This window comes from Rhizobium altiplani, from assembly GCF_001542405.1.
In the GTDB taxonomy this organism is placed as follows: Bacteria; Pseudomonadota; Alphaproteobacteria; order Rhizobiales; family Rhizobiaceae; genus Rhizobium; species Rhizobium altiplani.
In genome coordinates this window covers 1-13140 of sequence record NZ_LNCD01000147.1, presented here as the reverse complement: position 1 = coordinate 13140, position 13140 = coordinate 1, and the positions used below count along the sequence as shown (strand labels likewise).

8 protein-coding genes and 2 pseudogenes are annotated in these 13140 nt (G+C 59.0%); 4 read left to right on the top strand and 6 right to left on the bottom strand.

What is annotated here, in order from left to right; all coding sequences use genetic code 11:
* A pseudogene (locus tag AS026_RS37745) lies at positions 1–431 on the bottom strand (helix-turn-helix domain-containing protein); the annotation flags it as partial.
* Between the two features lie 310 nt (positions 432–741).
* On the opposite strand from AS026_RS37745, the gene AS026_RS37740 reads away from it, so the two are divergent.
* The 3 genes from AS026_RS37740 (at position 742) to AS026_RS37730 (ending at position 4408) form a co-directional block, all read left to right on the top strand.
* On the top strand, positions 742–1179 hold the full coding sequence (locus AS026_RS37740) for a universal stress protein (RefSeq protein ID WP_062376223.1): 438 nt from the start codon (positions 742–744) through the stop codon (positions 1177–1179).
* 499 nt (positions 1180–1678) lie between these two features.
* Positions 1679–3727: a methyl-accepting chemotaxis protein gene (locus AS026_RS37735; RefSeq protein WP_062376221.1), complete on the top strand. Its 2049-nt coding sequence runs from the start codon at positions 1679–1681 to the stop codon at positions 3725–3727.
* 387 nt (positions 3728–4114) lie between these two features.
* Positions 4115–4408, top strand: a complete 294-nt coding sequence (locus AS026_RS37730) for a hypothetical protein (RefSeq protein ID WP_062376219.1) — start codon at positions 4115–4117, stop codon at positions 4406–4408.
* Positions 4409–4455: 47 nt separating this feature from the next.
* On the opposite strand, the gene AS026_RS37725 is transcribed toward AS026_RS37730, so the two are convergent.
* The 5 genes and pseudogenes from AS026_RS37725 to AS026_RS37705 form a co-directional block, all read right to left on the bottom strand.
* Positions 4456–5772 (bottom strand): glucoamylase family protein, encoded by a 1317-nt coding sequence (locus AS026_RS37725; protein ID WP_062376218.1) that lies wholly within the window; start codon positions 5770–5772, stop codon positions 4456–4458.
* Between the two features lie 165 nt (positions 5773–5937).
* Positions 5938–8385: a phosphoketolase family protein gene (locus AS026_RS37720; protein ID WP_062376216.1), complete on the bottom strand. Its 2448-nt coding sequence runs from the start codon at positions 8383–8385 to the stop codon at positions 5938–5940.
* Between the two features lie 30 nt (positions 8386–8415).
* Positions 8416–10125, bottom strand: coding sequence for an ABC transporter ATP-binding protein/permease (locus AS026_RS37715; RefSeq protein WP_062376214.1), 1710 nt, complete (start codon positions 10123–10125; stop codon positions 8416–8418).
* Between the two features lie 177 nt (positions 10126–10302).
* A pseudogene (locus AS026_RS43880) lies at positions 10303–10497 on the bottom strand (hypothetical protein); the annotation flags it as partial.
* A gap of 268 nt (positions 10498–10765) precedes the next feature.
* Entirely contained in the window at positions 10766–11959 is a 1194-nt protein-coding gene (locus AS026_RS37705; RefSeq protein ID WP_025662783.1) for an MFS transporter, read from the bottom strand.
* Between the two features lie 423 nt (positions 11960–12382).
* On the opposite strand from AS026_RS37705, the gene AS026_RS37700 reads away from it, so the two are divergent.
* Positions 12383–13140, top strand: a 758-nt coding sequence (locus AS026_RS37700; protein WP_062376075.1) for an alpha/beta hydrolase, incomplete at its 3' end; no start/stop codon positions are given.

Below are 13140 nucleotides of genomic sequence, written 5' to 3'. Positions count from 1 at the left end.
TTGAAGTCGGCGCACCACAGATCGTTGGGGCCGGTGGCCGCCGACAGCGCCGTGCCCATGGCCTTGTTCGCCCGGTTCCTCTTACGGGCCTGGCTCACAAGGCCGTACCGGTCGAGCACCGCATGCACCGTGCTTCTCGCCGGGATGCGCACGTCGCCGGCCAGACGGCGCACCAGAAGCTCGCGGATCTTGCGCGCCCCCCCAGTGCGGCTTCTCCTGTTTGCAACGAACGATCATCGCCTCGACCGGTTCGGGCAACTGGTTGGCATAGCGCACCGGCCGCCGGGACCGGTCCGTCAGGCCTCCAGCCCGTCCTCCTTGCAGCGATTGAAGATCTTGTAGCTTGCGCGAGAGATCCCGAACGACCGACACACCTCGCTCATACCTTCGCCCTCCAGTAAACGGGCGACAAATCCAAGACGCTCATCCATGACCGAAGTCTCTCTCTACGGCATCCACACCTCCCGACCAAAATCGAAAAATGTAACCCATGTCTCCGGTACGGTCTGTCACCTATCTCTCAGGTCGGGCATCGCCTACCTTGGCATTAGCAGCTGCGCTTTGCCACGTTCCGCGATGCCCTCTCGTGTTCGCACGCCAGAGTCTAAAGTCGCGCGCCCTCCGTCGCATTCGTCAATATCGGGAAACATGTTCGCCATCTTGACGCGGATCAATGTTCGACATGGACAGTCCGCTAGGTTTGGATGAATTTATTGCACCACGATCTGGAACGGATGTCCCATGTACAATCGTATACTCATTCCAACCGACGGCTCGGAGCTTGCTTCCAAGGGCGTCGATCACGGTCTTGCACTTGCAAAGGCGCTCGGCATTCCAGCGACAGTCATCAACCTCACGGTGCCGCTGGCTGGCTTTGCGCTTCAGGGAGTAGTTCAGGCACAGGCCTTGGACAGCTATAATCACGCGGTGAAAGAAGACCTGATCGAGATCGAAAGAATTGTCCGCGACAAGTCGGCGAAAGCGCAGGTGACGGTCGATTTTGTCCACGAGATAAATAGCTCTCCTGCTACGGCCATTCTCGAGACTGCTCAGGCAAAAAACTGCGACCTGATCGTTATTTCCTCACATGGGCGCACGGGCATCGGAAGAATGATACTTGGCAGCCAAACCCAGCAGGTCCTCGCCAATTCGACCGTTCCTGTTCTTGTCGTCAGATAACGGCATCGGCATTCGTGGACTCTTAAGGCGTCTGGCAAAAGCAACAAGGGATACGTCGACGTTGCCCAGTGGAGCGATCCCTAATGGCCAAACTGAGCAAGAGCGATACTTCAAATAAAAACAGAGTGACTAAGGGCAAACGCTATTACATCTGTTGATATTACCTAGCAACAAACACGATTTGAACTTTTTTATGCTATGCGCTATTTAGATATTCTGCAAATTGACGAAAATCAATTATAACTTTTTCTCGAAATTTACATTTTATTAACCCAGGAATGCTATGCGAACTATGGAGATTATTCAAATCTTGAAAGATCAAGGTCAGATCTCCCGATCGGAACCACTGCGTCGCGCGCATTTTGGAAAGTAGTGTTTTGCGACGTTTCGGCCTCGTGGTCTTGCAACGTTGTCGGCGAAATGACGAGCGTCCGGCCACTCTTATACAGAAGCCGGAATTCATGACGATCGCGCCGGTTTCCCTAGGCGAATAACCGACATGAATTTACCCGCCTTCTTTTCACGTATCAGCACGAAACTCGCCCTCATGTCCGCTGCCGGCATTGCGATGATGCTCGTCATGCTGGCTGGCCTTTGGTTAGAGGATCGCTCGGTCGGCCAGAGCGCCATACTCGAACGGCAACAGGTCGGCGCATCACGCGACTATGTCGAGGCCAAGGCCGCCATTCGCGGCATGCAGATCGAGAGCCTGAACATGCGCCTGGCGGACGCCATGGACGAGGTGCTGCAGGCCAAGTCCGCCGTGCGGGACAATCACGACGCAGCCATCAGAGCCCTGGATTCGGCCCTGTCGATCCTGACAATCCAGGTCAACCAGGAGCGGGTGAAAAACATCAAGGCGCTGGTTGACGAATATTACAACACGAGCGGCCAACTCGCAGAGTTCCTCCGCACGAAACTGAGCGCGGCGGGCGTCGACGCAAGCCTCGCCGCCAAGGAACGGGAATTCGTTACACACCAGATCGATCTCATCCAGAAGACGATGTCCCTCCTCGATGAGGCCGGCACGATCGCAAAGGGCCGTGCGACAACAGCCGCCGCAGCTTCGAACGTGGCCCTCAATTCGATGGAAACCACATCGCTCGCCGGTGGATTTCTCGTGATGATTACTCTTCTCGGCGCCGCTCTCTTCGGCGCGAAAGCGGTGGCAAAGCCGATCGGTCGTATCACCGAAAACATGAGTGTCCTGGCGAGCGGCAATCTCGGCGCCGAGATCCCTTTCACTGGGCGCAGCGACGAGATCGGCGACATGGCGCGCGCCGTCGCAGTGTTCAAGCAGAACGGCCTCCGGGTTCGCGAGTTGAATGCACACGAAGCTGCCCTTCATGCCAAGAGTGTTGATCTGCAGTCGAGCATCGGCGTGGTGGTCTTGGCCGCCGTTGGCGGTGATTTCACGCGGCGTATCGCCAAGGACTACGGCGATGCCGACCTCAACCGCTTTGCCACGCAAGTCAACGAACTGGTGGCCTCCGTCGATCGCAGCGTCGCAGAGACCCGGCGTGTCGTGGCTGCCCTTGCCGAGGGTGATTTGACCGAAACGATGCGCGGCGACTTCCAGGGCGCCTTCGGCGAACTCAGGGACAATGTCAACGCGACCATGGCCAACCTGCGCTCGGTGCTCGGCGAGGTGCGCGCCGCCGTCGACACGATCAACAGCGGCTCGAGCGAAATACGCAGCGCCTCGGACGACCTCTCCAAGCGCACCGAACAGCAGGCGGCTTCGCTGGAGGAAACCTCCTCCGCTTTGGAAGAGATCACCGTCGCGGTGAAAAATTCCACCGAACGGGCAACAGAGGCGAGCCATATGGTCGACGAGGCGCGCCGCAGCACCGAGCGGTCGAGCGCGGTTGTCAAGGACGCCGTATCAGCCATGAGACGCATTGAGCAGGCCTCGGGCGAAATCGGTCAGATCATCAACGTCATCGACGAGATCGCCTTCCAGACGAACCTGCTGGCGCTCAATGCCGGAGTGGAAGCGGCCCGCGCCGGCGAGGCCGGCAAAGGCTTCGCCGTCGTCGCCCAGGAAGTGCGCGAACTGGCGCAGCGTTCCGCCAATGCCGCAAAGGACATCAAGACGCTCATCGGCCGCTCCAGCGCGGAAGTCGACGCAGGCGTCACGCTGGTGACGGCAACCGGTGAGGCGCTCGGGCTGATCCAGGGGCATGTGATCAAAATCAACGAACATGTTCATTCGATCGCGACGGCCGCGAAGGAACAGTCAACGGGACTGTCGGAAGTGAGCATGGCGGTGAATGAGATGGATCAGGTCACCCAGCAGAATGCTGCCATGGTAGAGGAGTCGACAGCGGCGACCAACCGGCTGGCGGACGAGGCTGCGAACCTCTCGCGACTGATCGCCCGCTTCAACCTCGGAACAGGCGGCCCGGCTGCGAGCGCGTATTCCGCTCCACGCGCCACCCGGGATAGCGGGCCTGCCGCCTCGCCGGCCCGCAAACTGGTGGGGAAAGTCGCGGCCGCCTTCCACGGCAACGCCGCTCTTGCCCATGACAATTGGGAGGAGTTCTGACATCGGCGTACCGCGCTGGCAATATCTCTGATCGGGATTGGTGATGAGACCGCATTCACCCTAACGGGATTGATCCGACATGCCGCATCATAAATCAGCGCAAGCTGCATGATGCGGCATGTTCCACACCGGGCAGGCAAGTCCTCGATCGTCGGTTACATCACCTCGCTCTCGGCTCGCCGCGTTTGAGCGCACCGTTGAAACTGAAGCCGCCCGATGCCCAGCGAATTCTCGGTAGAACGAGCCGGCAGGCGACAGACCGCAGAACAATTGCTGTTCTATGCTTGCCCGAGCATCCTATTCGAGAAAACACCGGAAATAGAGGGTCGACTGTAGGTTTGACTTGCGACATTGTAGTATTGCTGCAGTTCACGCGGGGTGCATGTCATGTCGTACTCGCAAACGTTCCCAGTCTATGCGTCCGTTCTGGTGACGGGCGTTGTTGCACCGCTGTTCGCGTTGTCGGCGGCCGAAACAGCGGTCGTCAAAACGGTGCGGGATCCATCGATATCAATCCTCGTCAGAGCCGACCTCGAACAAGGCGCGCTATCGGCGCCCGCCACCTCGATTGACTGGTGGTTGCGGGACGATATCGTTCATACGTCGCAGGGGACGGACGGGACGAAGAGTGTCTTCAATCGAAATTGGCTGAAGGACGACCAGCTTCGCGGCTCCCACTGATCAACTTGGCAGGGCATCGTTGGGTGGATCGCCGCGGGCGGCCCCGCCTACAGCCAGCCGCCGGTGAACCCCGCTCGCCGCAACCCCCTGACAATAGGCTCGCAATCACGCATCAGCGTCCACAAAAGGCCGGTGCGGTAATTCTCAATCATCAGCGCCACCGGCCCCTGGTCAATCCCGAAGTGGTACGGGCTGATCCACCAGCCAGTCGGACTGTCCGGATCCTTGAAGGTCTGATTGAATGATGGCTTGAAGCCGTAAAGCCTAGTCATCCCCAGCTTCATGCCCGCGAACTTCCGGACGGTCGGAAGGACAATCTCGGGCGCAAAAGGCAGGGATGCCACGACAACCCAGGGCGCTACGGTTCCGTCATCGGGCCCGAACGGCGCGCCACGGGCAACATAATCGAAGAACTCGCGACGAACCCCGCCGACATCCGCCTTCACCCAGCCCGGGCCGTCACACGCGGTAAATCCCCAGCAATGCTCACCATAACCCTCGAACTGCATCGGATTTCGGATTGCATACTCCTGATGGACAAAGGTCGCTTGCCGGCTATTCTGGAAGTAGTCGCTGTCATGCTCGCGCATGAATTCATCGCGGATCCCGCGGAAATCGATCCACATATGCGATAGCTGGTGGGTGAACAGCGGACCGGAATAGAGCAGCTCGCGGCCGTAGATGTTCCGCCATTCGTAGCTTTCCGTGTAGGCCTCATAGCTCTCGGGCGGCAGCGGATGCGACGGCGATCCCAGCCCCAATATGTAGAGAAGCAGGCCTTCGTCATAACCACGCCAACGGTAAGGAATGAAGCCATTCTCGGGTCGCCAGCCATGCGTCAGGGTAGCGCCCTGATCCCGCGCCCAGTTCCAGTCTGCACGCTCGTATAGCGCCGTCGCAAGCGTCCTGATCTTCGCTTCTTCGGCGCTCTCCCCGTCAAAATAGGTGGCGACTGTCAGCGCACCAGCGAACAGAAAGGCCGAGTCGATCGTCGATAGCTCGCATTCCCACACCCGCTGTCCCGTCTCGATGTCGAGAAAATGATAGAAGAAGCCCTTGTAGCCCGAGGCGTCCGGCTCGGGGCCCTGGTGGCATTGCATCAGGAATTCGAGCCTGCGCCGGACCATCTTGACGGCAAACTCGCGAATGAGGACGCCACGTTCCACGACGACAGGAATGGTGGCGAGCGCCATGCCGATGGCAGCGATGCTTGCCGGTGCGCCGGGTTGCGTCTTGTCGCGAACGAGGCCGTTGTCCGGGTTCGTAGAATGCAGATAGTAGAGCACCGAGGTGAACTGCAGTCGCGCAAAGTCCTCGTCGGTCAGCCCCGACTCCAAGTTTGGCCTGGGTGACACCGCAACCATGGCTTCCCCTCCCATACAGCTTTGCAATCGCTTGCCGCCAACGGCATCGTACCAATACGCACTTCGCCACCCGAACGGCGCCAGCAGCAATCTGCGTCCTCTGCATCGTCTTTGATAGTGCCCCCTGGAGCAACGGCTCCGGGAGGCACCTGGCTGCGCCGAACGCTACGTGTTGTCGCCTTCCGTCGATGTCCTTTGCTTGCTTGCCGCCCCTCCGAGGACGCCCCACTTCCAGCCGGTGATTTCAGGCATGTCATCACCGTGCTTTTCAATGTAATGCCGGTGCTCGATCAGCTTCTCGCGGATCGCTTGCTTGAAGTAGGCGGCGCGGGCACCGAGTTGCGGCAGTCGATCGATGACGTCTTCGACAAGGTGGAAGCGATCGAGCTGGTTCAAAACGACCATATCGAAAGGTGTCGTCGTCGTCCCCTCCTCCTTGTATCCGCGGACGTGCAGATTGTCGTGGTTCGTGCGCCGGTAGGTCAACCGGTGAATCAGCCAGGGATATCCATGGAACGCAAAGATGATCGGCTTGTCCCTGGTGAAGAGCGCATCGAAATCGGCGTCGGAAAGCCCATGGGGGTGCTCGCTCGACGGCTGCAACTTCATGAGGTTGACGACGTTGATGACGCGCACCTTCAATTCCGGTAGATGTTCGCGGATCATCTGCACCGCCGCCAGCGTCTCCAGCGTTGGCACGTCGCCGCAGCACGCCATGACGACATCAGGCTCGCCGCCCTTGTCGTTACTGGCCCATTCCCAGATACCGAGGCCCTGGGCGCAGTGCTTGACGGCTTGATCCATGGTCAGCCATTGCGGCGCCGGCTGCTTGCCGGCAACGACGACGTTCACGTAGTTGCGGCTCCGCAGGCAATGGTCGGTAACGGAAAGCAGCGTGTTGGCATCCGCCGGCAGATAGACGCGGATCACCTCGGCCTTCTTGTTTACCACATGGTCGATGAACCCCGGATCCTGGTGGCTGAAGCCGTTGTGGTCCTGGCGCCAGACATGCGAGCTCAGGAAATAGTTGAGGGACGCGATCGGACGGCGCCATGGAATATCGTTGCACACCTTCAGCCATTTGGCGTGCTGATTGAACATCGAGTCGATGATGTGAATGAAGGCTTCATAGCATGAGAAGAAGCCATGCCGCCCTGTCAGAAGGTACCCTTCAAGCCAGCCTTGGCATTGATGCTCGCTCAACACCTCCATCACCCGGCCATCCGGCGACAGGTGGTCGTCCTCGGGATAGATTTCGGCCATGTAGCAACGATTGGTGACCTCAAGCACGTCCTGCCAGCGGTTCGAGTTGTTCTCGTCGGGACTGAACAATCGGAAATTCTTGGTGTCCAGGTTCAGTTTCATGACATCGCGAAGAAACTTGCCCATAACCCGGGCAGACTCGGTCGTCGTCGCTCCGGGGCTAGGTACGGAAACCTCGTAGTCACGGAAGTCGGGCAGCCTCAGGTCACGCAGGAGCAGGCCACCATTCGCATGCGGATTGTCGCTCATCCGGCGAATGCCAGTCGGGGCTAGCGCAGCGAGTTCGGCGCGCAGCTTACCGTCGTCATCGAAGAGCTCTTCGGGCTTATATTCCTTCATCCACTGCTGAAGGATCTTGATGTGTTCCGGCTTGTCCATTTCGCCCATCGGGACCTGGTGCGACCGCCAGTAATCCTCGCATTTCTTGCCGTCGATTTCACTCGGGCAAGTCCAGCCCTTTGGCGTGCGGAAAACGATCATCGGCCAGGCCGGGCGTTTCAGATTGCCCTTCTCGCGCGCCTCCCCCCAGATCCGCTTGACCTCGGCAACGGCTGTATCCATCGCTGCCGCCAGTTGCTGCTGCACCTTGTCGGGCTCGTGCCCTTCGACGAAGAGGGGCGCATAGCCCATCCCCTCGAAAAGCTTCCGCAGCTCCTCCTCGGGAATGCGGGCTAAGAAGCATGGATTGGCGATCTTGTAGCCATTGAGATGCAGGATCGGCAGTACGCATCCGTCACGGGCTGGATTAAGAAACTTGTTGCTGTGCCAGCTCGTGGCAAGCGGGCCGGTCTCCGCCTCGCCGTCGCCAACGACGCAGGCGACGATCAGGTCTGGATTGTCGAAGGCCGCACCATAGGCATGGCTCAAGGCATAACCCAGTTCGCCACCCTCGTGGATGCTTCCAGGCGTTTCAGGGGCGACGTGGCTTGGAATGCCGCCGGGAAAGCTGAACTGCTTGAATAGGGCCTTCATCCCTTCGGCGTCCTGGCCGATATTGTGGTAGACTTCGCTGTATGTCCCTTCCAGGTAGGCATGTGCGACCAGCGAAGGTCCGCCATGGCCCGGTCCGATCACGTAGATCATGTTGAGGTCGTCGCGCTTGATCACGCGGTTCAGATGCACATAGAGCATGTTCAGGCCGGGCGACGTTCCCCAGTGACCGAGAAGCCGCGGCTTGATATGCTCCCGCTTGAGCGGCTCTCTCAGTAGCGGATTGTCGAGCAGATAGATCTGCCCGACAGAGAGATAGTTCGATGCACGCCAATAGGCGTCCATTAAGCGCAGTTCTTCGGCCCCAAGGGGAGCACTCGTCTTCTGATGGTCGTTGGTTGCACGAGCGGCGTTCGTCATCATCAGCCTCCTATCGACTTTTTTGTCGTCTCAATTTGCGTGCTTTGCACCGCTGCCGTTCCCGCGGTCATGCGGCGTATTCCACTGCCATGCGCCACTATCGTCAAAGTCCAGGATGGCGTCATAGGATGATATGTCGGCGGCGCTTCCGATATGAACGCAGGCGATGCCGTCATTTGCAAAGCGTGTCATGATCTGGAAAAGTGTCTCCCAGCCAACCATAGCCTCGGTTCTCTCAAGCAAGATGACATGCGGCTTCGCAACGCATGCGCTCGCCAGCATCAGCAAGCACTGCTCTCTTTGCGTCAGAACGGTATGCCATTCCACTTCTTGTTGAAATTCCTCGATCTTAGAAATGCGCTGAAGTTCAAATTCGGCAAGTAGCAGCGCGATGCGTTCGTCCGAAATTTCCGGGCTCGCGGCCGGGGGAATGAACAGTTGTCGAAGTGTCCCTGGCGGAAAATAGGGGTGCTGCGGCAGGAAGCGTATGCCTTCAGCCGTGGGACGAAAAATCTGGCCGGTGCCGGGATAAGCAACACCTGCGGTAGCCCTGAAAAGTGCGCTCCCTTGCTCCTCTCGAGCGCATGTCACCAGGACGCGGGCACGAGGCGGGATGGCGACGGTCAGCTCCTGCAGCAACGACGATCCGTCCCGCTCCGACAATATCGTGAGTTTCTCATACGACAGGTCGTCCCGGGTCTCATCGACCTGAATCTTGGCACCCCCCTTTGGTCTCTCTATCGCCTCTGAAAGAGTACTCAGGCGCGCCACCACTGCAGCAAAACTGGAGATCGAGTTGAATTGGTTGATGATCAGCGAAAAAGCGCCCACCAGCATGGCGAATGCTGCCGCGGACTGCGTAATCACCCCAAATTCGATATCGCCGCGGAAGAAGGCCGGCGCGACAATCAATGCAGGGATGATCTGGATCAGCCAGTTGTAGCCCGTCGTGAAGAAGCCGACATTGCGGTTCACCGATGTTATGTTGCGAAAGTTGGTCACCAGGTCATCAATTCGGACCGCGAGAAAAGACTTCATGCGCGCCTCGCTGCCGGTCAGCAAAATTCGCTCTGCGTTCTCCCTTGCTTGGATGAGCCCCGTACGGAAACTGGCCTCCTTGTCGAGCTGGTCATAGTTCAGCTTGATGAGCGGGCGGCCCAGCCAGACCGTGAGAAACGAGCCGCAGGCAGCATAAAGGACCGCCACGGCGAACAAGACGGGGTTGATGGATAAAAGTACCCCTGAAAATGAAAGGATCGTTAGCCCGCTGCTGAAGATCATGAGCAGGAAGGACAGTGTGGTCACGGTAAATGCGCGGATATCTTCGGAAATGCGCTGATCCGGATACGAGAGTCCTCCCGAAACACCGAGGCGGTAAAAGGCTCCGTCAGTAAGATAGAGATTGACGGCGCGACGCGTCAGAAAGTCTCTCCATGTGAGGGCCAGCCGCTCCTCCGTAAAGCGCGCATAAACCGATGCGATCGTGGAGCCGGCAAACACGAGAAGATAGAATATGGCCTGCCGGACAAACTCAGCGATCTGCCTGTCGGCGATCGCCGTCATGAAGTTCCTGCCCACGAAGTTATTCAGCACATTGAGCCCGTTGATCGCGAGGAAGAGCACGACAAGGCATGCCGTCAGAAGCTTTGCCGTGCCGCCGACCTCCGAGGACATGAAAACGCGCACCGAGCGCAGAAAGCGACCAGCCGTTACCCTGAAAGGAGTTCGCAGCTCTTCCATGCTCCTCCCAACCTTCACCTAGAAAATGAAGCCCGCCTCCCCGACGGCCTCCTCGAAGGCTATTTCATGCGACGTAGGTTCAGGCCCAACGTCGAACGACATTCCGACACTTCTCCGCCGCCCGCGCGCATGCTGGCCCTGGTCCGGCCAATTCTCCAGAGCCAGTGCGTTGCGGGGCTAGGATTTAAGGTCGTGCGCCTGCCCTGACTCGCGCAATTCCTTGAGGGTTTTGCCCAAGCAGCTTCCCCCGTCGGATCCGCCCACGGCCTTTGCTTTACCGTCCAGCGTAATCGTCCCCGCAATCCGGTCGGAGGCTGAAAAAGTGGCGGTGCCGTCTTTCGTCACCCTGGACAAATAGAATGCGTGGTAGGTGCTAGGCATGCATTCAAGTGGCTATCAGCGGCTGTAAGTATGTCGCAGCATGCCGCTGTTAGGCAAGAAAATTGTGGTCAGCAAGGACACAATTTTACCGGGAAAAGAGGCCTCTTGGAGGAACACCGAGGAGCGCACCTCCCGGGGCGCCGCCTTTCCCCACCTAGTTAGACGCACAGGTACTCCACCGTCCACAGAAGCAATGGTGGCCAACGCGATGGGCTCACGTCAACCACCGTTCCCGGGACGTCGGAATTCGCCTCGCGGGTTAGGCGGGCTGGGTCACAGTATCGCTATCCGCTGTCGAACGACCGTCCAGAGCGCCACTCCAGAGCGTCAGGACCAAGGCTCCGCCCACGAGAATTGCGCCAACCCAGGGTGTCGCCTCAAGCCCCAGCGAAGATTCCACCACAAGGCCGCCGATCCATGCGCCCGCTGCGATACCGAGGTTGAAGGCGGCGATATTGAGGGCCGATGCCACATCGACGGCGGCGGGACGAACCTGCTTCGCCAACTGCACGACATAAATCTGCAGGCCGGGCACGTTGGCGAACGAGAGGAAGCCGAGTGCCGCCAGCGTCGGGACGACCAGCCAGGGCGATGGCGCGGTGAAACTGAAGAGTACCAGCACGATCGCCTGGGCGATGAACAAGCCGGTCAGGGCGCGTACCGGGCTGCGATTGGCAAGTTTGCCGCCGGCGACGTTGCCAATGGCGATCGCGATGCCATAGACCACGAGGATGATGCTGACTGTGCTGGCCGCAAAGCCGGTGATCTCCTGCAGGATCGACGCCAGGAACGTAAAGGCGACGAAGGTGCCGCCATAGCCAAGTGCGGTCATGGCGAAGACGATCAACAGGCGGCCGCTGCCGAGCACGCGGATCTGGTCGCCGACGCTGGCGGCCGGTGCCTTCTTGAGGTTCGAAGGCAGCAACACTGCAATCGCAACGAAGGCAATCGCACCGAGGCCTGCTACAGCCGCAAATGTTGCGCGCCAGCCGAAGATCTGACCGATCAGAGTGCCAAGCGGGACGCCTGTTACGATGGCGACCGTCAAGCCCATGAACATCATCGCGATCGCCGAGGCGCGACGGTTCTCGGGAACGAGATCAGCTGCGATCGTCGAGCCGACGGAGAAGAAGACGCCATGTGCGAAGGCTGAAAGGACGCGCGCAACCAGCAACGGAGCATAGCTTGGGCTGATTGCCGCCATGCCGTTGCCGACGATGAAGAGCGCCATAAGGCCGAGAAGCAATGGTTTCCTTGCGATGCGCCCGGTCAAAGCCGTTAGCACCGGCGCGCCGAATGTGACGCCGAGCGCATAGACGCTGACAATCAATCCCGCCAGCGGCAGGCTGATCTGGAGATCTGAAGCAACGGTCGGCAACAAGCCGACGATGACGAATTCCGTGGTTCCGATCGCGTAGGCCGCGATCGTCAAAGCAAAGAGAGCAGTTGGCATGATGTGCCTCAAAATGATGTTGCCGGTCTGCCGGCTTGGTTGACTGGCGAACATATGGAGGCACTGGATTTCGGTGATAAGCGGTCACTTGGTCCAAGCATCTGTGAACCGAATTCACAAAACGACCAAACCTGGCACGACCAAGAGCAGCAGACGGATTGCCTGGCAACCAAGCGGCAGGCAAAGCTCGTTGCGGTTCGGTAACACTTACTTAAAACTCGTCGTGGCCCTAGGGCATGGAGCGCGAATTGCACGTAACATTCGCGTCGTTTCTGTGAGAGTACTTCACCAAAGCCCGGCCACCGTAAGGTGCTTGCGTTTCAATGAGGGAACCGGAACGTGATTGCTGCCCGTACTGTTCGGACACTTGCACCTTTGCTCGTCGCGGCAGTTCTTGCCAGCTGCGGTCATCCAAGCGGAGTCATGGCCCCTGTTGCGCTATCGGCGGCAACGCAGAATACCTCAAAGGTCAGCATGCTGGTCGCAACCACGCGCGAACCTTCCGGCGACCCGGCGACGCTCTTCACCGGCGAACGCAGCCCAAAGCCCTACCTGACGGCGGTTGACGTCTCCATTCCGCCGAAACGGGCCTCAGGCACAGTCCAATGGCCGAAGCGTCTACCGCCCAATCCCGCAACCGATTTTGCGGTGACCAGCGTCAAGGAGATCGACACCGTTCCAGAGGGGCGCGCCTGGTTCCACCAGAACATCCAGGGCGGGCATGCGCTGGTCTTTGTCCACGGCTTCAACAACAAGTACGAGGATTCCGTCTTCCGTCTGGCCCAGATCGTCCACGATTCCGGGATGCAGGCGACCCCTATCCTCTTCACGTGGCCGTCACGCGCGCAGCTTACCGCCTATGAATACGACAAGGAGAGCACCAACTATTCACGCACGGCGCTCGAGCAGGCGCTGCGGACGCTAGCCGCCGACCCCGACGTCAAGGACATCACAATCCTCGCTCATTCAATGGGCACCTGGCTGACGATGGAATCCCTGCGGCAGATGGGTATCCGCGACGGACACGTGAACAGCAAGATTCACAACGTCATTCTCGCGTCCCCGGATATCGATATTCAGGTCTTTGCCAAGCAGTTCGCGGAGATGGGCACGCCGACGCCGAAATTCACGATCTTCGTGTCTCAGGATGACAAGGCGCTTGCGGTTTCAAGTTTCATCAC

Coding starts and splice junctions, on each gene's coding strand:
- AS026_RS37740 (WP_062376223.1), top strand. CDS start 742: ATGTACAATCGTATACTCATTCCAACCGACGGCTCGGAGCTTGCTTCC.
- AS026_RS37735 (WP_062376221.1), top strand. CDS start 1,679: ATGAATTTACCCGCCTTCTTTTCACGTATCAGCACGAAACTCGCCCTC.
- AS026_RS37730 (WP_062376219.1), top strand. CDS start 4,115: ATGTCGTACTCGCAAACGTTCCCAGTCTATGCGTCCGTTCTGGTGACG.
- AS026_RS37725 (WP_062376218.1), bottom strand. CDS start 5,772: ATGGTTGCGGTGTCACCCAGGCCAAACTTGGAGTCGGGGCTGACCGAC.
- AS026_RS37720 (WP_062376216.1), bottom strand. CDS start 8,385: ATGACGAACGCCGCTCGTGCAACCAACGACCATCAGAAGACGAGTGCT.
- AS026_RS37715 (WP_062376214.1), bottom strand. CDS start 10,125: ATGGAAGAGCTGCGAACTCCTTTCAGGGTAACGGCTGGTCGCTTTCTG.
- AS026_RS37705 (WP_025662783.1), bottom strand. CDS start 11,959: ATGCCAACTGCTCTCTTTGCTTTGACGATCGCGGCCTACGCGATCGGA.